Annotated in this window: 23 protein-coding genes, 2 tRNA genes and 1 pseudogene; 17 read left to right on the forward strand and 9 right to left on the reverse strand. The window is 53.7% G+C overall.

Translation table 11 applies throughout. The annotated features are described in order from the left end of the window. Positions 1-95 precede the first annotated feature (95 nt). The 5 genes from rpsA (at position 96) to pyk (ending at position 7,270) form a co-directional block, all read left to right on the forward strand. Positions 96-1,583: a 30S ribosomal protein S1 gene (rpsA, locus tag QN215_RS05240; RefSeq protein ID WP_369343311.1), complete on the forward strand. Its 1,488-nt coding sequence runs from the start codon at positions 96-98 to the stop codon at positions 1,581-1,583. A gap of 132 nt (positions 1,584-1,715) precedes the next feature. Beyond that, a complete protein-coding gene (gene coaE / locus QN215_RS05245; protein ID WP_369343312.1) occupies positions 1,716-2,369 on the forward strand; it encodes a dephospho-CoA kinase in 654 nt (217 codons plus the stop codon). Positions 2,370-2,415: 46 nt separating this feature from the next. Further along, the gene (gene uvrB, locus QN215_RS05250) at positions 2,416-4,527 is read left to right on the forward strand and encodes an excinuclease ABC subunit UvrB (protein WP_369343313.1); all 2,112 of its coding nucleotides are present in this window, start codon (positions 2,416-2,418) and stop codon (positions 4,525-4,527) included. 156 nt (positions 4,528-4,683) lie between these two features. Further along, entirely contained in the window at positions 4,684-5,664 is a 981-nt protein-coding gene (locus QN215_RS05255; RefSeq protein ID WP_369343314.1) for a TerC/Alx family metal homeostasis membrane protein, read from the forward strand. A gap of 163 nt (positions 5,665-5,827) precedes the next feature. Continuing rightward, positions 5,828-7,270 carry a pyruvate kinase gene (gene pyk, locus QN215_RS05260; protein ID WP_369343315.1) on the forward strand — a complete coding sequence of 481 codons (1,443 nt, stop codon included), beginning with the start codon at positions 5,828-5,830 and terminating at the stop codon, positions 7,268-7,270. Positions 7,271-7,414: 144 nt separating this feature from the next. On the opposite strand, the gene QN215_RS05265 is transcribed toward pyk, so the two are convergent. After that, positions 7,415-8,011, reverse strand: a complete 597-nt coding sequence (locus QN215_RS05265) for an NUDIX domain-containing protein (RefSeq protein ID WP_369343316.1) — start codon at positions 8,009-8,011, stop codon at positions 7,415-7,417. Between the two features lie 117 nt (positions 8,012-8,128). On the opposite strand from QN215_RS05265, the gene QN215_RS05270 reads away from it, so the two are divergent. The 7 genes from QN215_RS05270 (at position 8,129) to QN215_RS05300 (ending at position 16,028) form a co-directional block, all read left to right on the forward strand. Then, a tRNA-Leu gene (locus tag QN215_RS05270) sits at positions 8,129-8,202 on the forward strand. 83 nt (positions 8,203-8,285) lie between these two features. Then, positions 8,286-8,900 (forward strand): ANTAR domain-containing response regulator, encoded by a 615-nt coding sequence (locus QN215_RS05275; RefSeq protein WP_369343317.1) that lies wholly within the window; start codon positions 8,286-8,288, stop codon positions 8,898-8,900. 19 nt (positions 8,901-8,919) lie between these two features. After that, positions 8,920-11,814 (forward strand): DNA polymerase I, encoded by a 2,895-nt coding sequence (polA, locus tag QN215_RS05280; RefSeq protein ID WP_369343318.1) that lies wholly within the window; start codon positions 8,920-8,922, stop codon positions 11,812-11,814. A gap of 188 nt (positions 11,815-12,002) precedes the next feature. Next, a complete protein-coding gene (locus QN215_RS05285) occupies positions 12,003-12,944 on the forward strand; it encodes a Nif3-like dinuclear metal center hexameric protein (protein WP_404978517.1) in 942 nt (313 codons plus the stop codon). Positions 12,945-12,961: 17 nt separating this feature from the next. Then, the gene (locus tag QN215_RS05290; RefSeq protein WP_369343320.1) at positions 12,962-13,669 is read left to right on the forward strand and encodes an NUDIX hydrolase; all 708 of its coding nucleotides are present in this window, start codon (positions 12,962-12,964) and stop codon (positions 13,667-13,669) included. Positions 13,670-13,757: 88 nt separating this feature from the next. Beyond that, entirely contained in the window at positions 13,758-15,875 is a 2,118-nt protein-coding gene (gene glgX / locus QN215_RS05295) for a glycogen debranching protein GlgX (protein ID WP_369345075.1), read from the forward strand. A 79-nt stretch (positions 15,876-15,954) separates the two neighbouring features. Then, a tRNA-Pro gene (locus QN215_RS05300) sits at positions 15,955-16,028 on the forward strand. Positions 16,029-16,328: 300 nt separating this feature from the next. On the opposite strand, the gene QN215_RS05305 is transcribed toward QN215_RS05300, so the two are convergent. After that, positions 16,329-16,487, reverse strand: a complete 159-nt coding sequence (locus tag QN215_RS05305; protein WP_369343321.1) for a hypothetical protein — start codon at positions 16,485-16,487, stop codon at positions 16,329-16,331. A gap of 132 nt (positions 16,488-16,619) precedes the next feature. Next, a complete protein-coding gene (locus QN215_RS05310) occupies positions 16,620-17,339 on the reverse strand; it encodes a hypothetical protein (RefSeq protein ID WP_369343322.1) in 720 nt (239 codons plus the stop codon). Between the two features lie 212 nt (positions 17,340-17,551). Here QN215_RS05310 and QN215_RS05315 point away from each other — a divergent pair, with 212 nt between their 5' ends. The 3 genes from QN215_RS05315 (at position 17,552) to QN215_RS05325 (ending at position 19,406) form a co-directional block, all read left to right on the forward strand. Further along, positions 17,552-17,860, forward strand: a complete 309-nt coding sequence (locus QN215_RS05315) for a hypothetical protein (protein WP_369343323.1) — start codon at positions 17,552-17,554, stop codon at positions 17,858-17,860. Positions 17,861-17,885: 25 nt separating this feature from the next. After that, positions 17,886-19,048 (forward strand): IS3 family transposase gene (locus tag QN215_RS05320; protein WP_369343324.1). Its coding sequence is split into 2 segments (ribosomal slippage): positions 17,886-18,141 and positions 18,141-19,048, totalling 1,164 coding nucleotides; the frame shifts between segments, so codons are not numbered across the junction. A gap of 43 nt (positions 19,049-19,091) precedes the next feature. Further along, positions 19,092-19,406, forward strand: a complete 315-nt coding sequence (locus QN215_RS05325) for a hypothetical protein (RefSeq protein ID WP_369343325.1) — start codon at positions 19,092-19,094, stop codon at positions 19,404-19,406. Between the two features lie 127 nt (positions 19,407-19,533). Here the strand turns inward: QN215_RS05325 and QN215_RS05330 are convergent, their stop codons facing one another. Beyond that, a complete protein-coding gene (locus QN215_RS05330; protein ID WP_369343326.1) occupies positions 19,534-20,016 on the reverse strand; it encodes a hypothetical protein in 483 nt (160 codons plus the stop codon). Between the two features lie 275 nt (positions 20,017-20,291). Continuing rightward, a complete protein-coding gene (locus QN215_RS05335) occupies positions 20,292-20,498 on the reverse strand; it encodes a hypothetical protein (RefSeq protein WP_369343327.1) in 207 nt (68 codons plus the stop codon). 176 nt (positions 20,499-20,674) lie between these two features. Here QN215_RS05335 and QN215_RS05340 point away from each other — a divergent pair, with 176 nt between their 5' ends. Then, a complete protein-coding gene (locus tag QN215_RS05340) occupies positions 20,675-21,091 on the forward strand; it encodes a hypothetical protein (RefSeq protein ID WP_369345136.1) in 417 nt (138 codons plus the stop codon). Between the two features lie 201 nt (positions 21,092-21,292). Here the strand turns inward: QN215_RS05340 and QN215_RS05345 are convergent. The 4 genes and pseudogenes from QN215_RS05345 to QN215_RS05360 all read right to left on the reverse strand — a co-directional run. Beyond that, positions 21,293-21,439 (reverse strand): annotated as a pseudogene (locus tag QN215_RS05345) (helix-turn-helix domain-containing protein); the annotation flags it as partial. 247 nt (positions 21,440-21,686) lie between these two features. After that, positions 21,687-22,283 (reverse strand): hypothetical protein, encoded by a 597-nt coding sequence (locus QN215_RS05350; RefSeq protein WP_369343328.1) that lies wholly within the window; start codon positions 22,281-22,283, stop codon positions 21,687-21,689. A gap of 39 nt (positions 22,284-22,322) precedes the next feature. Then, positions 22,323-22,559, reverse strand: coding sequence for a hypothetical protein (locus QN215_RS05355; protein WP_369343329.1), 237 nt, complete (start codon positions 22,557-22,559; stop codon positions 22,323-22,325). A 312-nt stretch (positions 22,560-22,871) separates the two neighbouring features. Continuing rightward, positions 22,872-23,042, reverse strand: coding sequence for a hypothetical protein (locus QN215_RS05360; protein ID WP_404978535.1), 171 nt, complete (start codon positions 23,040-23,042; stop codon positions 22,872-22,874). A gap of 123 nt (positions 23,043-23,165) precedes the next feature. Here QN215_RS05360 and QN215_RS05365 point away from each other — a divergent pair, with 123 nt between their 5' ends. Then, the gene (locus tag QN215_RS05365) at positions 23,166-23,426 is read left to right on the forward strand and encodes a hypothetical protein (protein ID WP_369343330.1); all 261 of its coding nucleotides are present in this window, start codon (positions 23,166-23,168) and stop codon (positions 23,424-23,426) included. The last annotated feature ends 109 nt before the right edge of the window (positions 23,427-23,535 follow it).

The following is a 23,535-nucleotide window of genomic DNA, read 5'->3' on the forward strand; positions in this document are numbered from 1 at the left end:
TATCGCATATACTAATGACGTATGTGCCTACCAGGCAGATATTCATAATTGAAAATCGATTTTATTCATCCACTACGTACAGAAATAATCAATTAATGGCAGAAAATAATACAGAAGTCCAGAAGGTTGCGATCAACGACATCGGCACCGAGGAGGACTTCATCAAGGCAGTCGATTCAACCATCAAGAATTTTGATGATGGTGATTTGGTCGAGGGTACCGTCGTTCGCGTTGATCATGACGAAGTATTGCTTGACATCGGCTACAAGACTGAAGGAGTTATTCCTTCACGCGAACTTTCCATCAAGAAAGACGTCGATCCCGATGAAGTGGTCAAGGTCGGAGATTCGATCGAGGCTCTTGTCGTCACCAAGGAAGACAAGGAAGGCCGTCTTATCCTTTCCAAGAAGCGTGCACAGTATGAACGCGCCTGGGGAGATATCGAAAAGATCAAGGATGCCGATGGCGTTGTTGAGGGAACTGTCATCGAAGCTGTCAAGGGTGGCTTGATTGTCGATATCGGTCTGCGCGGATTCTTGCCTGCATCTCTTGTTGAAATGCGTCGCGTCCGCGATCTGAGTCCGTACATCGGTCAGAAGATCAAGGCAAAGATTCTGGAGCTTGACAAGAACCGCAACAATGTGGTGCTGTCACGTCGTCAGTATCTTGAAGAGACCCAGTCCGAAGTGCGCGAGACCTTCCTGTCTCAGCTCAAGAAGGGTCAGATCCGTGAGGGCGTTGTCAGCTCCATCGTCAACTTCGGCGCGTTCGTCGATCTTGGCGGCGTTGACGGCCTCATCCACGTTTCCGAGCTCTCTTGGAAGCACATCGATCATCCGAGCGAAGTAGTCAAGGTTGGCGACAAGGTTACCGTCGAGGTACTGGACGTCGATATGGACCGCGAGCGCATCTCGCTCAGCCTCAAGGCAACTCAGGAAGATCCATGGCAGCGTTTCGCACGCACCCATGTTCCAGGACAGATCGTCAAGGGCAAGGTTACGAAGATCGTGCAATTCGGTGTCTTCATTTCCGTCGAGGACGGCATCGAGGGTCTGGTTCACATTTCCGAGCTGGCCAACCGTCACGTTGAAAATCCGGAAACCGTCGTCAAGCCGGGCGAAGAGGTATTCGTCAAGGTCATCGATGTCGATCTCGATCGTCGTCGTATCTCCCTCTCGCTCAAGCAGGCGAACGATTCGGTTGATCCTTCATCCGAAGACTTCGATCCAGCACTCTACGGCATGCCTGCAGAGTACGACGAGAACGGCAACTATAAGTATCCAGAAGGCTTCGATCCCGAGACCAACGAATGGATTTCAGGCTACGAGAAGCAGCGCGAAGAGTGGGAAGCTCAGTATGCTTCTGCTCACGAGCTGTGGGAAGAGCACAAGGCCTTCGTTGCCAAGGAGCTCGAGAATGCTGCAGCCTCAGCCGCAGAGGATGGTCAGGAATCAGAGCAGAAGGAGAAGAAGGCCGAAGAAGCAACTTCGAACTATTCTTCTGAAGACAGCGCCGAAGGCACACTTGCTGCCGACGATCAGCTTGCTGCTCTGCGTGAACAGCTCCTCAGCGAAAAGAAGTGAATCGCATAAGGATCATGCTCAGCTCTGAAATTCACGAGTAATGCATGAACTGCATGAATGAAGCCCACCATTATGGCGGGCTTCATTTGTTTTGCGAGCCATGGTAGCGTTCGGCAAGAATGGATGAAGCTTATGAGAATAGCTGTCACTGGTGGAATTGCCGCTGGGAAGAGCACCGTCGTCGCCCATCTGCGCGATCTTGGCGCCTATGTCATCGACTATGATGCAATTGCGGCCGCAGTGGTTGCGCCCGATACGGCCGGTCTTCGCAGTATCGTGTCAGCCTTCGGTCCAGAAGCGGTCGATGAACACGGGCAATTGCGCAGAAACTGGTTGGCTTCGGTCGTTTTCGGGGGAGCGGAGCATGCTCGCCAACGCCAACGCCTGAATGCCATCGTGCATCCTTTGGTCTATGAGCGTGCAGCAATCCTTGAGACTCAATTCTTGCGCAGTCTGAGCGATGACGTGGAACCGCAGCATCGGATCATCGTTCACGATGTGCCACTGCTGAGCGAAGTCATCCATACGATGCATGTTGAATTCAGACACATCATCACCGTTGAGGCACCTATCGATGTCCGCATCCAACGCATGGTCAGCAGGCGACATATGTCCCTGCACGATGCGCAGGCACGAGTCCAGAGCCAGTCCAGCGAGCGCCAGCGTCTTGCCATTGCAGACATCGTCATCGACTCAGCTGTGAGCATCGAACAAATGTTCGAAACTGTTGATAGAGTATATGCTGGGCTGGTAGAGGAGCAGCGGGAGTCGTGCGATCCGCGCTGAATTCCGAGGATTGGCCTGTTATCAGTGACCTTATGAGGAGGAATGTATGGGATTCAATATCGAACGTGCAAACAAGCCTTTCGAAGTGAAGTCACCGTACCATCCTTCAGGAGACCAGCCTCAGGCCATCGATGATCTCGTGACACGAATCAACAATGGCGAAAATGACGTGGTGCTGATGGGCGCAACAGGAACGGGAAAGACCGCCACCACCGCATGGATGATTGAAAAACTCCAGCGCCCGACCTTGATCATCGAGCCGAACAAAACCCTTGCAGCGCAGCTTTGCGCGGAGTTCAGGGAACTGATGCCTGACAATGCCGTCAGCTACTTCGTCTCCTACTATGACTATTACCAGCCTGAAGCCTACATTCCCCAGACGGATACCTACATCGAAAAAGACTCGAACATCAATGACGACGTTGAACGCCTACGGCATGCTGCGACAGCGAATCTGCTCACTCGCAGAGATTGCGTCGTCGTGGCAACGGTTTCATGCATATATGGATTGGGAACGCCAGAGGAATACGCGAGCCGCATGCTGTTTCTCAAACAGGGGCAGCAGCTGAACAGAGACGAGCTGCTGCGAACCTTCGTCAACATGCAATACAAGCGCAATGACATCTCATTCGTTCGCGGTACCTTCCGAGTCCGGGGCGACACCGTTGAGATCATCCCGGTCTACGAGGAGCTGGCCATTCGCATCGAATTCTTCGGCGACGAGATAGACCGCATATCGACCCTGCATCCTCTTACTGGCGATGAAATCGAAGAGGAGAAAGAGGTGCACATCTTCCCTGCATCGCATTACGTTGCCGGCCCTGACCGCATGGAACATGCCTTGAAAACCATCAAGGAGGAGCTGGACACTCGTGTCGCCGAGCTGCACAAGCAGGGTAAGGAACTTGAAGCGCAACGACTGAACATGCGTACCACATACGATCTTGAAATGTTGACGCAGATAGGCGTATGCTCCGGCGTCGAGAACTATTCGCGACATTTCGATGAACGCGCTCCCGGCACGCCGCCGCACACCTTGCTTGACTTTTTCCCTGACGATTTTCTGCTGGTCATCGATGAATCCCATGTGACCATTCCGCAGATCGGCGCGATGTACGAGGGTGATGCCAGCAGAAAGAGGACGCTGGTGGAGCATGGTTTCCGCTTGCCGAGCGCGATGGACAACAGGCCGTTGAAATGGCCGGAGTTCCTCGATAGGGTCGGCCAGACAGTCTACCTTTCAGCAACACCGGGCGATTATGAAATGGGACTCTCGGACGGAGTCGTGGAGCAGATCATCCGTCCTACGGGACTGCTCGATCCTCAGATTGAAGTGCGTCCTGTCAAGGGACAGGTCGATGACCTGCTCGCTGAAATCAAGGACCGAGTGGCCAGAAACGAACGCGTGCTGGTCACGACCCTCACCAAGAAGATGGCCGAGGACCTTACCGACTATCTTGTCGAGCGCGATATCAAAGTCGAATATCTTCATTCCGATGTGGATACTCTGCGACGGGTGGAACTGCTGCGCGAACTCAGAACCGGCACCATCGATGTGATCGTCGGCATCAACCTGCTGCGTGAAGGCCTTGATCTGCCAGAAGTGTCACTGGTGGCTATTCTCGATGCAGACAAGGAAGGGTTCCTTCGCTCCTATCGTTCGCTGATCCAGACGATAGGCCGCGCTGCACGTAACGTTTCAGGAACCGTGCTGATGTACGCCGACCAGCGCACTGATTCGATGAACAAGGCGATTTCCGAAACGAATAGGCGTCGTCAACGTCAGATCGCATACAACAAGGAGCATCATATCGATCCCAAACCGCTTATCAAGAAGATCAGCGACGTCAACGACATGATTGCCCATGAGGATGTTGACACCCAATCCCTGCTGGAAGGCGGATATCGCAACGCCAACAAGGCGGGCAACTCACACCTCGGTGTGCCGACCTTGGATAGCGAGGAAGCGCAGAAACGTCATGAGGAGATACTCAAGGCGGGTCTGCCGGCGCAGGATCTCACCGATTTGATTCGTCAGCTGAGCGAGCAGATGCACACCGCCGCAGAACAGCTGCAGTTCGAGCTTGCCGCAAGGCTGCGCGATGAAATCCACGATCTGAAGAAAGAGCTCCGCGGCATGGTCAACGGTGCACAATGAGTGAAAGCCTAGCGCATACGGCTTTGCTGTCGTTGTATCGCAAGGGGCTTGCGGCTGGGAAGCGTCGTCACAGCGTCGTTCCCGCAGCCAGTCCCCATCGCTGCGTCCCAGGTCTGTGGAGGCAGTGGTTCCCGCTGCGTCGTATAGTTGACTGTTATGGCTGAAACCCCGTTACCTTTCATGATCGGCACCTTCGTGGTGCTTGCAGTGTTCTTCATCGTAGACATCTTCTTCATAGGGCGAAAGCCTCATGTTCCCAGCACCCGAGAGTGCATCACCCATATCGGCTTCTTTGTCGTGGCTGCATTGCTTTTCGGCGGACTGCTGTGGATGGTTGCAGGGTCAGGGCCTGCCATCGAGTTCTATTCCGGGTGGTTGACGGAATACTCGCTCAGCATCGATAACCTCTTCGTCTTTGTCATCATCATGGCCAATTTTGCCGTGCCCAAGACACTCCAGAAATATGTATTGAGCATCGGCATAACCGTAGCTCTGGTGCTCCGCGGTCTGTTCATTCTGGCCGGAGCCGCACTGATCACCCGATTTACCTGGGTATTCTTCATCTTCGGGGCTTTTCTTCTCGTTACTGCAGCGAAAATGGTGTTCGGATCAGACGATGACGAAGAGTATCACGAAAACGGCTTGATCCGAATGCTCAGAAAGTTCATGAAGATCTCCGACGACTACGATGGCGAACACCTGCGCACCACGCATGATGGTCAGCGCTATTTCACGCCTATGCTCGTTGTATTTCTTGCCATTGGCACGACTGACGTGCTGTTTGCCTTTGATTCCATCCCCGCCATATTCGGACTTACCAAAGATCCCTTCATCGTCTTCACGTCGAATGTGTTTGCGCTGCTTGGACTTCAGCAGCTCTTCTTCCTGCTCGGCGCTCTTCTGGACAAGCTCGTATATCTACCGATAGGTCTTGCCGTCGTCCTTGCATTCATCGGAGTCAAGCTCATACTGGAGGCCGTACATGAGAATACGCTGCCATTCATCAACGGAGGACATGCCATCGAAGCGGTGCCGGAAGTGCCCACGTGGCTTTCTTTGGGCGTGATAGTCGTATCCATAGGAACGGCTGCAATTGCAAGTCTGATACATATGAAAGCAGAGGAAACTTCCAAATAATCATCGAAGTTCCTTGACATTGCAAAGAAAATGGCCATTGTGAGCGCTAACAACACACCCTTTGCATTCGTGGGGTTTGGTCGGTGAAAGATAGTACTGTTGTTTGTGGAAACTATGCGAGGATACAAACCTCGTTCACCAAATAAGAAATAGGCAGGCATTCATGCGCAAAGCCAAAATTGTAGATACTATCGGACCAGCGACGGAATCGCTGGAAAACATCACCGAGCTCATTGAGGCAGGTATGGACGTCGCTCGTCTCAACCGCTCACATGGAACTCCTGAAGATCACCTCAAGGTCTACAACAACGTTCGCGAAGCAAGCAAGAAGACCGGACGCAATGTTGCGGCACTGGTCGACATTCAGGGACCAAAGATTCGTTGTGGTTGGTTCAAGAAGAATGCCGATGGCGAAGACAAGGTAATCCTCAAGGAAGGCCAAGAATTCACCATCACCACCGAAGACGTCACCGGCGATGAACACATCACCTCAACGACCTTCAAGGGTCTTCCAGGTGACTGCCACGCAGGAGATCCCATTCTGATCGATGACGGCAAGGTTCGTCTTGAAGTCACCTCCGTCGAGGGCAACGAAGTGCACACCAAGGTCATCGTCGCAGGCCCGGTTTCCTCACACAAGGGCATCAACCTTCCAGGCGTTGCCGTGAGTCTTCCAGCGCTGACCGAGAAGGATGAGGCAGACCTTCGCTGGGGCATTCAGACCGGTGCAGACATCATCGCCATGTCATTCGTTCGTTTCGCGACCGACATTGATCGCGCGCACGAAATCATGGACGAAGAGGGTCGCCGCATCCCAATCGTCGCCAAGATCGAAAAGCCACAGGCCGTTGACAACCTCGAAGAGATCGTGCGTGCCTTCGATGGCATCATGGTTGCTCGTGGCGACATGGCCGTTGAAATGCCGTTCGAACAGGTTCCTCTGGTTACCAAGCGTTGCATCGAGCTTGCTCGTCAATATGCAAAGCCGGTAATTGTGGCCACCGAGGTTCTCGGTTCCATGGTTCATTCGCCAATCCCAACACGTGCAGAGGCATCAGACTGCGCCAACGCCATCCTTGATGGTGCAGACGCAACCATGACCTCCAACGAAACCGCTGTTGGCGATTACCCAACACAGACCGTACAGACCATGGCACGCATTTCAGGTTACGCTACAGATCACGGATACGACCGTATCCCAGACCTGAAGAAATTCGACATGTCAAACTCGGGCGCTGTTTCTTCTGCAGCAGTCGATCTGGCCGAGAAACTCAACGCCAAGGCCATCGTCGCCTTTACGCAGACCGGCAACACCGTTCACCGCGTTTCTCGCGAACGTCCTTCGGCTCCGATCTTCGGCATCACCTCGAACATGCACACTTTCCACTGGCTCGCACTGAGCTGGGGAACTGAAGCATTCCTGCTCGATCACGACTATCATGACCTTACTCGTAAGGAACTGATGAAGCTTGCTGACGACACCCTCAAGAAGGCCGGCAAGATCGTTGACGGTGACAAGATCGTTCTGCTCAGCAGCGCACAGGGAGAGCACAAGTCCGGAAGCACCGATTCTATCTACGTGCACTCAGTCGGCGCATCTGACTGATTGAGCCGCTCGCCACTCGGCTGGCAGGAGTGCAGACCGGAGCATACTCGCTGACTGTCTGCACTCGATAGCACCCATAGCAATATGCCGGCACCATCTGCTTCATTGATGATGCCGGCATATTGCTTTTTTCGTCGTACGAGTCTACTGCAAGGTTTCCCCGAGGCCGCAATGTGCACGCAACACGGCAATCACTGTTTTCGCATCGACTATGGTTCCATTCAGCACCATTTCATACGCTTCCTCAGGAGTGTAGAGACGAACGTTTGAGCGAGGGGACTCCGGGCCGATGACCCCTCTGTCTATCGGTGTCAACCCGCTTGCGTAGTACATCGAGGTGTGCTGGTTCGAAAAACTGGGCGTATTGATGAATCTGCCGAACTGCGTAAAGCTTGCCGCTTCAAACCCGGCTTCTTCATGGAGCTTGCGCTTTGCCACATCGAGTGATTTCTCGTTCGGTGAATTAGCGTGTCCAGCAGGAATCTCCAGTGTCCAACGATGTGTCGGAATGCGATATTGCTCGATGAGCGGCATCCTTCCATCGGATGTGACCGCGAGAACAGCCACGGTGTCGCCGTTGTTCTCATGCAATATGTATCGCTCGAATGATCCGAACACGTTGGAATCGAAAGAGACCTGATCGACATTGAAGTAATGGCTTTGCACGATTTGGGTTCTTGAACCTTCCTTGACTGGAGAAGGACGCCAAGGGTCGAATGGCCGGTATGTTGGATTGCTCATGAAATCTCCTTGCTGCATACGTGTATTGCACTGCATGGTTACCGTCATTGTATGCCGCCACGCGCGGCGATGTTGCATGGTCGCGAGAATATGGTAAATTCCCAAAGGTAACAGAAAGCCCCTGTATCCCAATTGGTAGAGGAAACGGCCTCAAAATCCGTCCAGTGTGAGTTCGAGTCTCACCGGGGGCACGGTTGCAGGTACCTGTCAGCATACGCACCTAGGGGAGCACTGAAGCTACGCTGGGAGGGAAACATACGGAAACGAGGTTGGCATGGTAGCGGAAACGGATAAGACCGAAGATTCTCAGTCAAACAGAACAGTTGTGGTCGCTGAGGATGAATCGTTGATCCGACTCGATATCGTTGAAGCCTTGGGCGATGCCGGATATGACGTCGTTGGTGAAGCTGCGAGCGGTCAGGAAGCGTTGGACTTCACTCGAAAAATGAAGCCGGACGTTGTGGTCATGGATGTCAAGATGCCCGGTATGGATGGCATTACGGCCGCCAAGGAAATCGGCAAGGATAATCTTGCACCGGTTGTCATGCTTACTGCTTTTTCTCAGCAGAAACTCGTCGAGAAAGCTGCGGAAGCCGGTGCCATGGCCTATGTCGTCAAGCCGTTCGTACCTGAAAAGCTACTTCCTGCACTTGAGGTTGCCATCACGAGATTTGAGCAGATCAACACGCTTCGCGATGAAGTCAGCGATCTCAAGGCTCGTTTCGAGGCCCGGAAGCGCGTGGACCGTGCGAAGGGTCTGCTGATGGAAAACATGGGTCTTACGGAGTCTGAAGCCTTCCGTTGGATTCAGAAGACTTCCATGGATAGAAGACTTACCATGCAAGAAGTCGCAGATGCAGTTATCGCTCAAGTAGAGGGTGACGACTGATTCAACGAAAGGCAGGGAGATGGACACGGATTCGCAGGACAGGCAATCGCAGAAAGACACGCTCCTTGTAGTTGATGGTCATTCCCTGGCCTTTAGAGCGTTCTTTGCTCTGCCAGTAGAGAATTTCACCACGCAAAGCGGCCAGGCCACCAATGCGGTATGGGGTTTTGCAACGATGCTTGCGCAAGTCATCGAAACGGAACGGCCAAACCATCTTGCCGTGGCCTTCGACATGTCAGGCGGCACCTTCCGCAACACCATGCTCAAACAGTACAAGGCAACACGAGATGCAGCACCAGAGGAGCTTCTCAGCCAGCTTCCGCTGATTCAGCACCTCCTCACATCTCTGGGCATCACCTATGTGGAACGGCGTGGCTTTGAAGGCGATGATATCATCGCCACCCTTGCCACGATGGGTTCGCAGGCACAATACAAGACGCTGGTGCTCTCGGGGGACCGTGACGCTTTCCAGCTGATTGACGATTATGTGACCGTGCTCTATCCGGGTCATCACTTCAAGGAACTGAAGCATATGACCGCCGATGCGATACAGGAAAAATATCATGTTTCGCCCTCGCAATACCCAGACCTTGCGGCGATGCGTGGAGAGACGGCCGATAACATTCCCGGGGTTCCGGGAGTTGGCGATGGCTACGCAGCAAAATGGATCAATCAGTATGGCGGACTTCAAGGAATCTATGAGCATGCCGAGGAAATAGGCGGCAAAAAGGGCGAGGCTCTGCGCGAAAACATCGAACAGGTCAAACTGAACCGCAAGGTGAACGCGCTTGTCCGTGACATGGACCTCGGCGTTGACATCACCGATCTGGAATATGGCGATATCAAATCTGATGATCTTTCGAAACTGTTCGACTCGTTGCAATTCGGCGAACGAACCCGCAGCCGCATCATCGCAGCATTCGGCGCGGATGCCGCAAAGAAGCTGAAGCAGGCTGCTGCAAAGGACGATACGGACACAGCAGGTGAGCAGCATCAGCCAGAGATGGAGGCAGAACTCGACCAGGTGGGCGATTCGCACGACTTCCAGGCTTGGTTGACGGAGCATGCGCACAAGTCCAAAAACTCCCTTGGTCAGAGCAACGACGAGCAAGGCAATCCCGCATTGGAAGCGTCTGCAACCGCCGGATCGGCTTTGCCAGATGCCATCACACTGGTTGCCGCAGGCAAGGATCTGCCAGGTCGGGAAACATTCCGTTCGCTGACCATCATGGCAGCAGACGGCCATGTCGTGGTATTCGATGGCGTTGGTGAGAACGCCGATGTGCAGCATTCTCTCCAGCAGTTCCTTGATGAATACCAATCACAGCTGCTGGTTCATGGATACAAGGAACAGCGCCATATTCTCAATGCATCCGGGCTTGAGCTTCATGAACCGATGTTCGATACGAAGCTCGCTGGTTACATCGTGGAACCCGACTTCCACGCGGACAACCTTTCCGCATCGGTCGCGCATTTCTTGGACATTCAGGACGGCAACCGCGACATAACCATCGAGCAGGGCAGCTTCGCATTCGACGACAACGATTCAGAGGAGAGCAAGGATGAATCCTCGACAGATGCGCATAAGCAACCTGAATCCGTGAGACAAGCCATGCTCATATCTCGTCTGGCACAGCATCTGATGCCGATCATCGATGAGCGCAGGCAATACCGGCTCCTGCGTTCCATTGAGATACCTGTGTCCTCAACGCTCTATGCCATGGAATCGTCAGGAGCATCCGTGAGTGCGCAGAGACTGAAGGAACTGCATGATCGGTTCATAGCGGATGCCTCTCAGGCACAGGACATCGCGTGGGAGAATGCCGGTTCAAAGATCAATCTGCAAAGCCCCAAGCAACTCCAGAAGGTTCTGTTCGAAGATCTTGGGCTCAAGCATTCCCGCAAGACGAAGGGTGGATCATATACCACCAATGCTGCAGCATTGCAGAGCATGTATCTGAAGTCGGTTGACAATCCCAAGGCGAATGATTTTCTCGGAGCCCTGCTGCGCTATCGAGAGACCAACAAGCTCAAGCAAATCATGCAGACCCTGATCGATGCGGTGAATGCCCGCGATGGCAGGATTCATACGACCTTCGAGCAAACGGTTGCCGCTACCGGAAGGTTGAGTTCAGTCGATCCGAACTTGCAGAACATTCCGAACAGAAACGCTGAAGGGCGCGAGATCCGTTCGGCATTCGTGCCTGCGCCTGGCTATGACTATCTTTTGAGTTCCGATTATTCTCAGGTCGAATTGCGTATCATGGCTGACCTTTCCGGAGATGAGGCGCTTATCGAAGCGTTCAAATCCGGAAGGGACTTCCATAAATACGTTGCCAGTCTGGTATATCAGAAATCCGTTGACGACATCACAGGAGACGAACGCTCGCATGTGAAGGCAATGAGCTACGGTCTGGCTTACGGTCTGAGCACGTACGGGCTTGCCCAGCGGCTGAGCGTCAGCCCAGCCGAGGCCGATGTGCTGCGTCAGAAGTATTTCTCCACCTTCGGCAAGGTTCACGAATATCTCGAATCCTTGGTGAATACGGCACGAGACAAGGGTTATACCGAAACCATGTTTGGCAGGAGAAGATATTTCCCGGGTCTAAAGTCCACCAGACGCCAGATCAGAGATGCGGCAGAGCGCGGTGCTCTGAACGCGCCTATCCAAGGCTCCGCAGCCGACATTATGAAGATTGCAATGGTGCGCGCTGACGCGGCATTGCGCTCTGAGGGTATGAAAAGTCGTATTGTGCTTCAGATTCATGATGAACTCGTGCTTGAAGTTGTAAAATCAGAAGTCAAGAAGGTTACTGCCTTGGTCACTCAAGCGATGGAACATGCAGTGGACATAGCGGTTCCGCTGGATGTGTCAACTGGCCTGGGAGCAGACTGGCAGCAGGCCGCACACTGATAGGCAAGGCAGACGTTTGTGTTCTTGCTGCTGATGCGTTGCTGACGGGGATAACATTACATTCATTGCATCCCCGCCAATCACTGCAGGTCAGTCACTTGCAGTACTGGAATCACTGGGAATTACACTGGGCACTGCAACGAAGCGCGACTTTGGAGGTTATCGATATGAGCGATGCAGATACGGACATGGAGCGCACCAAGGGGACGACGCTCGACATTTCGCAGACCGATAGTGACGAGCAACCGATTCTTGGTCAGGTCGTCGAAATCCTGGAATCGTTGTACCCGCTCGAATATGCGGAGAGTTGGGATGCCCCGGGTCTTATCGTCGGTGATCTGTCGAGACGGATCACCAGGGTCATGTTTGCCGTCGACCCGACGATAGACGTCGTTGACGAGGCGATTCGTCACCATGCCGATCTGCTGATAACCCACCATCCCTTGCTGTTCAGAGCCGTTCATGAGGTCAGTGGACTCGGCTTCAGAGGTGGCATCATCAATGCACTCGTGCGTAACAACTGTGCGTTGTGGGTTGGCCATACGAATGCCGATGTCGCCTATCGCGGAGTTGCGCACAGTGCAGCTGATGCCCTGGGTCTGGTGAACCTGCACCCACTGATTCCCTCTGGTACCAAGCAGCACGGTCATGACATTGGGCTTGGCAGGGTGGGAACGCTCAGCAAGCCGCAGACTCTGCGCAATTTCGCATCAGTGATTGCCAACAAGCTGCCACGAACGAAAGCAGGCGTTCTGGTATGCGGTGAGTTGGATGCAGTGGTCCATACAGTCGCCATCCTGCCGGGGTCAGGTGACTCATGCTTCGATGAAGTGCGAGATACTGACGCTGATGTGTATGTCACGAGCGATCTGAGGCACCATCCGGTGACCGACGCTTATCAGCAGTCGCGGTATGAATTCATGCTGAAAAGCTCAGGTTATGTCTCTGGGGGAGAGCATCATGCTGCACCCTCACCAGCATTCATCAATACGCCTCACTCCGCAATCGAGCATCTCTGGCTAGCGTACGCGGCTGCAGACCTACAGGAAGCTTTGAAGAAGCATCATCGACACAGCATCACGAGCTACATGTCAACGTTGAACACGGATCCTTGGAGCTTACGATTGTAGACAAGAGAAGGGTAGCCATGCCGCAGAAAGAATCTGAAACGGAATCATTGCACACGTCGTCACATTCGGTGTTTCATGCTCAGCCACCTGCGTCGTTCCTTGCATCGTTGCAAGAAGACTCCGATGGCATCGACATGTCGAGTCAACCGCATATCACTTCCAGAATCGTCCAGTATGCAGGGATTATCTTCGATGTTGATGAACTGAGAGTTGCCTTGCCAAGGATGGATGGTGGCAGAGAATTCATAACACGTCAGATTGTCAAGCATGCCCCATCGGTGGTGATGATCGTTCATGACTCCAAGAATGACACATATCTGGTTGAACGCGAGTACCGAGTAGGCTGCAACGGTTTCGTCTTTGGACTGCCCGCAGGTCTCATGGACAAGGACGAATCGATTGATGCCGCCGCCTTGCGCGAGCTGAGAGAAGAAACCGGCATTGTGCCGACGCAGCGTGCATACATGATCACCCATATCAGCGATTCGTATTCCTCTATAGGCATGTGCGATGAAATGTCACATGTGATCTCCATCGAATTGCATGACTGGAGCATGCACGACACGAAATTTGACAAGGACGAACACGTCCAATCAGCATGGGTGAGCTGGGACATGCTGAAATCACTGAAAATTCAATCCGCCACATGCATCATCGCCCTGCAGTCAGAGGCATTGAAACGAGCGGGAATAAGGGAAAAAATGAACATCAGGGAACGCGACTGATTGCTCATTGACAAACACGGTCTGGGTCCACTACCACGTAATCGTTTTTAGGTGACATACTGTAACTATGCAAATTAGACCAGGTTCAATGTATCCGCTCGGCGCAAGCTACGATGGAGCGGGCGTGAATTTCGCATTATTCTCACAGCTGGCCGAAAAAATCGAGCTGTGCCTGTTCGACGATGACGATCATGAGACTCGCATCGACATGAGTGAACAGAACTCGTTCGTCTGGCATAACTATGTTCCAGGCATCCAGCCCGGGCAACGCTATGGGTATCGCGTCTATGGGCCCTACGACCCCGAACATGGGCTTCGATGCAATCCTCACAAACTGTTGCTAGATCCCTATGCCAAGGCGATTGAGGGCAACACCGATGGTGACGAGAGCCTGTATTCATTCTGGTTCGATGACAAGCAGGGCCATACCGGCATGAACACCTTGGATTCAGCCTCCCATATGATGAAATCTGCCGTCATCAATCCATACTTCGATTGGGGCAACGATCAGCACCCCTTCATCCCATACCATGATTCAGTCATCTACGAGGCCCATCTTCGGGGCATGACCAATCTCAACGAGGATGTGCCCCCAGAGATTCGCGGCACATATGCCGGTCTGGCATATCCTACCGTTATCGATTACCTGAAAAAGCTAGGGGTGACAGCCATCGAACTGATGCCCGTGCACCAATACGTCAATGATGCATTCCTGCAGGAAAAGGGACTTACGAACTATTGGGGATATAACACCATAGGATTCTTCGCGCCTCACAATGAATATTCAAGTTCAGGCGAACGAGGCGAACAAGTCAACGAATTCAAGTCCATGGTCAAATCCTTCCATAAGGCCGGCATGGAAGTTATTCTCGATGTGGTGTACAACCATACCGCCGAGGGCAATGACAAAGGACCTACCTTGAGTTTTAAGGGGATCGACAATAAGTCATACTATCGTCTGGTCGATGGCGATGAGGCTCACTACTTCGATACGACAGGTACCGGCAATTCTCTGTTGATGCGCTCGCCTCACGCCCTTCAGCTGATAACCGATTCGCTGCGGTACTGGGTTACGGAAATGCATGTTGACGGCTTTAGATTCGATCTGGCAGCCACCCTGGCCCGTCAGTTCCAAGAAGTGGACAAGCTCAGCGCCTTCTTCGACATTGTGGAGCAGGATCCGGTTATTTCACGGGTCAAGCTCATTGCAGAACCTTGGGATTTGGGTTCTGGCGGCTACCAGGTGGGTGGCTTCCCATCCTCGTGGAGCGAATGGAATGGTAGGTATCGGGACTGTGTCCGTGATTTCTGGCGGTCTCAGCCATCGACGCTGCCTGAATTCGCGAGCAGGCTGATGGGTAGTTCCGATCTGTATCAGGATGATGGGCGCAGGCCTGTGGCATCGGTGAACTTCGTCACGGCCCATGACGGCTTTACCCTGAATGATCTGGTGAGCTATAACGACAAGCACAATGAGGCGAATCTCGAAGGAAACCGAGACGGTGAGAACGCCAATCGTTCATGGAACTGTGGTGTTGAAGGTCCGACGTCAATCGCTGACGTAAACGAATTGCGCATGCGGCAATGCAGGAACTTTCTTGCGACATTGCTGGTCAGTCAGGGCATTCCTATGATCTGTGGAGGAGACGAAGTTGGCCGCACCCAGCAGGGCAATAACAATGCGTACTGTCAGGACAATGACATTTCGTGGACCAACTGGAATCTTGATGACAACCAGCAGGATTTGCTTGCATTCACCACGAAACTGATTCACCTTCGCCTTGATCACCCAGTCCTGCACCGTCGTCGGTTCTTCACAGGGCGTCAGCCTGGAGATACCTCCGATACGATTCCGCAGGTCGAATGGTTTGACCATACCGGCTCGATCATGGACATGAATGACTGGAACAACACGCATGCGTTCTCAGTCATGGTATTCCTCAATGGAGGCAACATTCCTGAGAAGGACTGGTTTGGTACGAATCTGACCGACAACGACTTCATATTCATATTCAACGCCCATTACGAGCCGATTGTATTTAACCTGCCGGAGGAGAGCTACGGCAACAAGTGGCAGCTGATGGTCGATTCCTTCAACCCCAAAGGCCCACAGCTTGCATACGAGGCAGGTTTCGCCATCACAGCCCAGCCGAGAAGCTTCCTGCTGCTCATGAGTGCCGAGCGGCATAATCGACTGGAAGCATGACCAGAGGAACACTGCGTTTCGCGAATTGACGCATTTCTTGTGGTTATGCTAGTTTATTCTGTGGTGCTTTATGCACCGTCGGGCCATAGCGCAGCTTGGTAGCGCACTTGACTGGGGGTCAAGGGGTCGCGAGTTCAAATCTCGCTGGCCCGACAAAAATGGCGGAATTCCAACGGTTTCAAGGTGTTGGATTCCGCCAGTTCTGTCTTTCGTTGTACATTATAGGACATTGCAGAAACACTATCCGTCGCGTTGTTTCTGGAATCTCCGAGGCTTTTCCTCATCATGCATAGGCTATGCGTTCGATATGTTAATATTCTCGCAACCTTACCAAACCTGCCAATATTATTACCATTACGCTGTGACACATACTTATAAGTATGACAGTTACCGACGCATAACAGCAGTATAGGCTACAATAATGGTCGCTATGTCCAACCTAGGGGGCTACCGTCAAGAAGTCTTGGCGGTAAGCCATCTTCGTAAGGAGAAATCGTGCGCTTGCTTCTTCGCTTTATCGCTGTTTTCCTCGCGCACCGTTCTGACTGCGTCTTCGTAGGCGGCCTTCATGTCAGGATCGTGAAGAACCTTTGGTGTATGTGCAGCAGTCATGTCAGCCTCCTTTGATTCCGGTTACTTCCCTCAGTTTAACCCTGACTGATTGACAAATTGTGAATACTTCCTTAAGCCTGACGAGGTTTTTGCAATCGTTTCAGCTATCCCCAAGAGTCGGGCAATCATTTTTCAACCCGCTATATCAAGCGCATCAAAGGCGTTTGATTCAAGACTGTTCACAGTGAGCATTCCATAGGGGAGTGATCCTGGATTCACCGCAACAGAGACAAATGATTTATATTCTCTTTTGGTGGAGATATCGAAACCCTCTGGCGCATCATGGGGAAGATCGTTAGCCTGCTGAACACTGCCCTCGTCTCGTATGAGCTTCCAAACATTGGTGTCGGTACCACTGTCCAGAGTGAAACGTGAAGAAAATTCGTCAATTCTACCTGAAGATGCTCTGACTATAGACCTCATGGACACGGTATCCGTAACTGTGTCGTCTATGGCAAAGTACGCTGCTCTTGGAGAGGTGTCGCTCACCATATCGCAAATCTTATCGACGGCGGATTGCCGAACCTTTCCCAATGCCTTGTCCTTCTCGGGCTGAGACGCAAGGCACATGTCTTCAATATCTCGGACAAGAGACAGGAGCGATCCATTTGAAGTTGTCAAAATTCGGATACGTTCAGAGTCCAGTCGCTCTGCCAGTGATTGCTTTTCCCAATTCTTCGATACTGAAAACAGTGCCGTACTACATGCGCCTACCGCGAGTCCGATTGCCTGGATTGCAACAAGAGACAACGTCATACCGACAATGTTGATGATTGCTCCTCCAAAAATCAACACGATTGCAACAATCTGCGCCGGTGAAGATGAAACCAACTGTTTAAATTTCAAGAGCATATCTGAACCATATAAAGAAATGTCGACTTACGGTGAGCTGTGTCAAAATCGTTGCGATTGCGCTGTGACGCATACATATCGGTATAGGCAGTTACCGGCGTATAACAGCTGTACCAGATACAATTATTAACAGTATGTCCAACAAATAAGGTGAGACCAATGACCAACAACGACCTTGAAGACACCACGGTGACGACGCCCAGACCCCCGAGGTGCAGTCCAACCGCAAGCGCACGATGATCATCGCCATCGTCGCGACGGCGGCTCTGGTACTCGCGGGCAGCGTTGTCTACGCGAACCATGTACGCGAAACCCAGCGGCAGGAAGCCCTGGCCTCGTGCGAGAACCAGCTCAAGTCTTTCAACAGCGCGCTCACCGATTTGGACAAGGCGAAGGACGGTGTGGCCGATGCGCTGGCGGTCACCGTCGAGCAGGTGGCCGATGGTGCTACCGTCACCGCGTTGTCGTTGACGGCAGGGTTTGCTGCAATGTTGGTTGACTTTGGGTCTGGTTGGATGTGATGGTCTGACCGGGAAGGAGCCAATGATGGCGACCACGTATAGTGACGAGTTCAAGGCCGATGCGGTGGCGTTGGTCAGGAACGGCATGATGCAACGGCAGGTCAGGCAGGATCTGGGCATCTCGAAGTCCTCGCCGGGCAAGTGGGTGCAGGATGCCGAGCTTGCCGAGCGTGGCCTGTCGGGCACGCCGGAGGAGCGTCGGGCGTTGAAACGCATCCGCGAGTTGGAGACGGAGAACGAGATCCTGCGCAAGGCAGCGGCATATCTGTCGAAGGCGAACCTCGACCGCCCAAAATGATCTACCCGCTCGTCAGACGGCTGGCAGAGCTTCCCGAAGCTGGGAGACCTGCCATACCGGTCGTGCTGGCCGGGCGGGTGCTGGGCTTCTCGAAGCAGGCGTATTTCACATGGCGGGCCGATCCTGTATCCATGTTGGAGCGTGAGGAGAAGGAGCTGCTCGCGATGATTCGTGTGATTCACGAGGACGACCCCCAGTTTGGGTATCGGCTGGCCGGTGACGAGCTGCATGCCCGGGGCGTGTGCGTGTCGGAGCGTCGCGTGTGGCGTATCTGTTCGAAGTATCGGATATGCTCCACGATCCAGTGCCGCTACCGCACGGGCAAGCCCGCCAGCCGGCCCGCGTCGGATGACCTCGTGCGCCGCAAGTTCCACGCCGACGCTGCCAACGTCGTGTGGCTGACCGATATCACCGAGCATTGGACGAGCCAGGGCAAGCTGTATCTGTGCGCGGTCAAGGACGTGTGGAGCAACCGGATCGTCGGCTGGTCCGTGAACTCCAGGATGCGTGCCTCGCTGGCTGTCGACGCGCTCGAGGACGCCTGGCAGCGGCGTGGCAAGCCCCGTGACGTGATCATCCATTCTGATCGTGGGTCCCAGTTCGGTTCACGCACGTTTATCGAGACCTGCCGCGCTACGGGAATCCATCGTTCGATGGGCCAGGCATACACGTGCGCGGACAACGCGGCGATGGAATCATTCTTCTCCCTGCTGCAGAAGAATGTCCTCAACCAGCGCTCCAGTTGGCCGGACATAACCACGCTCAGGCTCGCGATCATCCGTTGGATCGAGGGCACCTACAACCGTCGCCGACGACAACGCTCCCTGGGCAAACTCACCCCCGTAGAATACGAAACAATCTTCGCCAACGGCAACCGGCCAACGGCATGACAACAACACAAGGAAAACAGTCAACCAAGTTTGCAGCAAACCCGTGCATGCGGGCAGTTCCTCCACGCTGACCGACAGGGTGCGGGTCAAGCTGCTGGGAGCGTGCGGGAAGGACGTGTACGACGGTGGCGCAGAGAACAAGAACCTGGACTCGAACTGTGACCGGATGATGGATACCTTCCACTTCGCGGTTGAGACCCGTCTGACCATAGGCGGACAGTCGCGCACCAAGTTCTTGAACTATCGCGGCTACTACCGTGGCGGCAGCACATGCGATACCACGGTGCGCACCGTGTCCGGTGGCGGAGGAATTATCCGCGTATATATACCAAGTCCTGTGTCCGCGTGGGACATATGATCGACGCCCTTGACACAGTGCGCCGTGCGGTCATCGTCTCAGCAGTCTGCGGGCAATGTCCAGCGCGATGCTCCACGGCGGACGTTGGAAGCTCATCGCATGACCGTCCCTGAACATGCCGTGAAGCCTAGTACTTCGTCAGTCTGCTTTCGGACGCATGCGAGACATGTGCCGCAGGACGCTCGGCTAGGTCATGACCGGCCTGGATCAGTTCGTCGTAGACGATCTGAGGGAACTCTCTGACCAGTGCCCTGAGCTGGCGTTCCCTGTATTCCTTCCTGCTGTCCTTGATGGCGTCAAGGCAGTGGTCTTCCGCATCGATGCCAAACTCACGTATCAGCATCTCAAGGACATCCTCCAGTCCAGGACGGAAGCGATCACCGCCCACAGGAAAGTGCAGGGTGGAGAACGTGGGGAAGAAACCGCTGTCAACGAAGCGTTTCCTTCGTGCCTTGCCACGGTTCTTGCCTCCGCAACCCAGCATCACCTTCACGGCGCTGTCGTTGCTCGCATGGACGTTGATATGTGCTGAGGGTATCCCCTTGCCAGCGGTGCGCACAAAATCGTAATGAAACATGGGAACCGAATCACTAAACGTGGCGACGGTCATATCCGAATTATCAACTTGAAGATACGAGCCATCTGTCCTGCATGAGCAGTTGAAAAAGAAACCGAAAGTTAGGACCGCGCTTCCGTCCATTGTAAGACAAATCCCCGAATCGTCTGCATTTTCGATGCGAAAGTACCGCACGCCATTCTTGGATATACGAGATTCGGGAGTGTTGACATACGAGTCGTGCGACGTGCCGAAAACCCTTACAAGCAGGTCTTCAATCCGTTGTGCGAACGCAGTCGCCTGGTTGTCAAGCGACATGCCGTCAGGCATCATTCTCCTTCAAGGTAGTCGAGGGCTTCCAGCTTTCTCAGAGCTATACGCTCTTGGGGGTTCAGACCAATTCCATTCCGTTTCACGATAAGGTCGTGTAACGTTCCATACTCATGTTCGAGAGCCTCGCGCCTACGCACGATGGTCGCATCGTCAAGCATTACCGGTGGCCCTATGCGATGTGCGCTTGGTCTTACGGCTGTCATGGACATGTGGCACCTCCTGGAATCTTTGTGATCGTGCCTCCATCATACAGAAGCTATGCGTCAGATATAAGTATTCTGCCAGCCGCTTCAGACATCCTCAGATCGTTGCCATTGCACTGTGACGCATACCTATAAGCATAGGCAAAATAGCAATACCAGATACAATAATGGACACCATGTCAACACAGGAGACTCCGATGACCAACTTCAACGAATTCGAAGACACCACGGCAGCCCCATCCGTCGAAGACACCCAGACACCCGACGCAACCGGACAGACCTCCGAGGTGCAGTCCAACCGGCGTCGCAAGACGGTCATCGCCATCGTCGCGGCGGCGGCTCTGGTGCTCGCGGGCAGCATCACGGGCAGCGTGGTCTACGCGAACCATGTACAGGAACGGCAGCGGCTCAGGCTGCGGCAACGCAGAAGAGCACGTACTCACGCAGTGGCGGCTCGTACTCGAATACCGGCTCGAATGGCAAGATCGCCACGTCAGGCGGCGCCGCCAGCGGAGGCAAGAAAACGACCGGAGGCGGTCAGTCACAGCCAGCGCCGACGCCAGCTCCGAAGGGCGAGAGTGAAGAGATACTGAGCTTTTGCGCGGAAGGCGATTCACTCGGCAATGCAACCTATTACCATCCTTGTTAGGCCTGGTTGGCTGTTGTTTGATGCTCTCTCTGCATGACAATGCAGGGGGATTTTCGTGTATTCCACCGATATCGGTTCTTGTTTTTTCTACTTCATGTGAAGAGGTCAAGTGTTTGCATAGAACACGGGGTTTTGCTGCAATGCTGGTTCGCTCGTTGCGCCATGTTTTCCCCGTGCGTTTGGATACCCCGACCATGCGGGCAGCCTGGGTGAAGTTCATGCCCTGGTTCAACAGTTCGACATAGTGGACGCGTCTCGCGCTGCACATCGCACGCCGGGTCGCATAGATCACGCCCTAATACTCGTATTGCGACATCCATACCTACCAGAAGGACAGATGTTGCAACGATCACTAGGATCCCCTAATCCGCTCGTTTACGAGGGGGAGGAAGTCAAGTCCTGTCTGCTTTCAGAGGCTTGGCTTCGTCTGGATGCGTCATCGGACGCGCGCCTTGCCGCTTCCTGCATCCGCATCTCTTTCCCCGACTCTTCCATCCTTTGGTGGTCGGGCGCTCCGGGGACGCGAGGAACGTATATTATCATCGGGCACCTTGTTTGTATCCGAGGATAAACGCATCGGACGGTGAGCTGGAACCCAAATCCGTATCATCCAATGCCCTGCGCGCTCGGGTATCGAGCACTGCTTTCGCAACGGCAACGGAGTTTAATGGAAGTGGCATGAAGAACGTCGTAGACATGTCGCCAACTCTCGCGGCTGCCATGCGCTCGTTGGTGGAACCTACGAAAGGGTCGAGATCCAGCGCAAAGGGATGGACAACGTATCTTCGGTCAATCGGCTTATCCGTGACGATCAGCACCCTGCCACCGTCCTGGCTGAATGTGTTGGCAATCCACGCGATGAAGTATGGGTTGTCGCAGTCTGGCATCATCGCCACCACGAGGTCGGGACGGTTCTTTTCATCCAGGTCCAGCATGTCGGTTTTCGTGACGCCCACGCCCCATGTCTCCCAATAGTGTGGGACGCGATCCTCGGGGGCGACCAGTGCAACGGTGTCGCCTTGGTAGATTGCGTGGACGAGGAATCGTTCGGTCAATGCAATCCTCTTGTCTTCGGTACCTCCATAGATGGTGACCACTGACTTGTCGAACGGTTGCAGGTCGGTGAATTCAGTCATGATTGCTTTCCTTGTACTGTGGCGGTGCGAAGATGCATGTCAATCATCTTTGGGGGACGCGTCCTCATGGCGTTTGAACACCCTCGAGACCAGTGTAATGCCCATCGCTCGCAGGAACGTGATAGCGGCGAACGTAAGCGACATGACGAGGATCTCGGCCCAGAAGGGCGTGGCGTCGCTGGAGTATATTGCCTCAAACCCTATGGCGTAGGTGATGCCGGCAACCGTAACGAATGCAACTATGGTGATGATGGCGTTGATGATTGTTTTGGTCATGCATGAGTGTATGCGTCTGAAGACTGCAAGCATTGCAGTTTCCAAGTGGTGCATGCGGGAACTTTTTTCATCTTTGTCATGTCGTCATGGGCGTTCGGATCGAACCGACGGCACAGGGAATCTTCCGTCTGCATCCGCTATGGTCAGCACATCCGCAAACCTGCCGTTGGTGATGTCGATACATTCTTCATTCCATTCATGCCGGGTGTATCGTTGGCAGCTTTCATCCATCCTTGAAGAGGGGCAAGCGCGACGTGCCTGTTCATCGAACTCGTTGGAATGCGGATTATAGGCCAAACGTGTGTCCTTGTGTTAGTCGGTTTCGTTTGGATATCTGGTAGGTGTGTGGAATTCGTTCCAGTTGATGTCGGTGCTGTACCGGTTGGGGATGCTGTAGGTTTCCCAGTCTCCTTGCGGACTTGATTGCCAGGCCTGCTGGCTGTGCTGGTGGCACCACCAGCAGATGGCTTTGATGCGTCGCATGAGGCGCAGTCCCCGGTGCTGACGCATCATGTCGCGCAATTGATGTGAACAAAACCCAGTCCACTTCAATAACCCAGTTTGTGAACGTCCGACACAGCTATAATGCAAGGACGGGAGGCGATCATGAACGACAGCATGCACTACCATCTCAGCAAGCCATCACAGGAAGAACTGAGGTTTGCGAGCAGACTGCGAAAGCGTGCCGTTGTCCGTCGCCCTAGAATCGTCTATCTTACCGGTACGGCAAAGGTCGTGCGTGAATTGAAGCGAGAAATGGAGAGACAGGGCATCACGCATCACAGCTTGCAGACCGCTCAGGAGTCACGCAAGAAGTGGTTGAAGCCATGCTTGATGATGGCGATGTGCGTGCGCAGGATGCCATGAAGACTCTGCGGGCGGTGGATCTTAGCCCCACCGCGTTGCCGGCGGCATATTTCAAGAGTGCGTCATGAGGGTTCTCCATGCATGGCTTGAGGATAGGTACGTTGGCAGA

The organism is Bifidobacterium sp. WK041_4_12 (assembly GCF_041080795.1).
GTDB classification, from domain to species: Bacteria; Actinomycetota; Actinomycetes; order Actinomycetales; family Bifidobacteriaceae; genus Bombiscardovia; species Bombiscardovia aquikefiricola.

Coding starts and splice junctions, on each gene's coding strand:
- QN215_RS05340 (WP_369345136.1), top strand. CDS start 20,675: ATGTCAACACAGGAGACTCCGATGACCAACTTCAACGAATTCGAAGAC.
- coaE (WP_369343312.1), top strand. CDS start 1,716: ATGAGAATAGCTGTCACTGGTGGAATTGCCGCTGGGAAGAGCACCGTC.
- QN215_RS05285 (WP_404978517.1), top strand. CDS start 12,003: ATGGAGCGCACCAAGGGGACGACGCTCGACATTTCGCAGACCGATAGT.
- QN215_RS05305 (WP_369343321.1), bottom strand. CDS start 16,487: ATGACTGCTGCACATACACCAAAGGTTCTTCACGATCCTGACATGAAG.
- QN215_RS05365 (WP_369343330.1), top strand. CDS start 23,166: ATGAACGACAGCATGCACTACCATCTCAGCAAGCCATCACAGGAAGAA.
- QN215_RS05355 (WP_369343329.1), bottom strand. CDS start 22,559: ATGACCAAAACAATCATCAACGCCATCATCACCATAGTTGCATTCGTT.
- QN215_RS05360 (WP_404978535.1), bottom strand. CDS start 23,042: ATGCGACGCATCAAAGCCATCTGCTGGTGGTGCCACCAGCACAGCCAG.
- polA (WP_369343318.1), top strand. CDS start 8,920: ATGGACACGGATTCGCAGGACAGGCAATCGCAGAAAGACACGCTCCTT.
- pyk (WP_369343315.1), top strand. CDS start 5,828: ATGCGCAAAGCCAAAATTGTAGATACTATCGGACCAGCGACGGAATCG.
- rpsA (WP_369343311.1), top strand. CDS start 96: ATGGCAGAAAATAATACAGAAGTCCAGAAGGTTGCGATCAACGACATC.
- uvrB (WP_369343313.1), top strand. CDS start 2,416: ATGGGATTCAATATCGAACGTGCAAACAAGCCTTTCGAAGTGAAGTCA.
- QN215_RS05335 (WP_369343327.1), bottom strand. CDS start 20,498: ATGACAGCCGTAAGACCAAGCGCACATCGCATAGGGCCACCGGTAATG.
- glgX (WP_369345075.1), top strand. CDS start 13,758: ATGTATCCGCTCGGCGCAAGCTACGATGGAGCGGGCGTGAATTTCGCA.
- QN215_RS05350 (WP_369343328.1), bottom strand. CDS start 22,283: ATGACTGAATTCACCGACCTGCAACCGTTCGACAAGTCAGTGGTCACC.
- QN215_RS05265 (WP_369343316.1), bottom strand. CDS start 8,011: ATGAGCAATCCAACATACCGGCCATTCGACCCTTGGCGTCCTTCTCCA.
- QN215_RS05275 (WP_369343317.1), top strand. CDS start 8,286: ATGGTAGCGGAAACGGATAAGACCGAAGATTCTCAGTCAAACAGAACA.
- QN215_RS05255 (WP_369343314.1), top strand. CDS start 4,684: ATGGCTGAAACCCCGTTACCTTTCATGATCGGCACCTTCGTGGTGCTT.
- QN215_RS05310 (WP_369343322.1), bottom strand. CDS start 17,339: ATGCTCTTGAAATTTAAACAGTTGGTTTCATCTTCACCGGCGCAGATT.
- QN215_RS05330 (WP_369343326.1), bottom strand. CDS start 20,016: ATGACCGTCGCCACGTTTAGTGATTCGGTTCCCATGTTTCATTACGAT.
- QN215_RS05290 (WP_369343320.1), top strand. CDS start 12,962: ATGCCGCAGAAAGAATCTGAAACGGAATCATTGCACACGTCGTCACAT.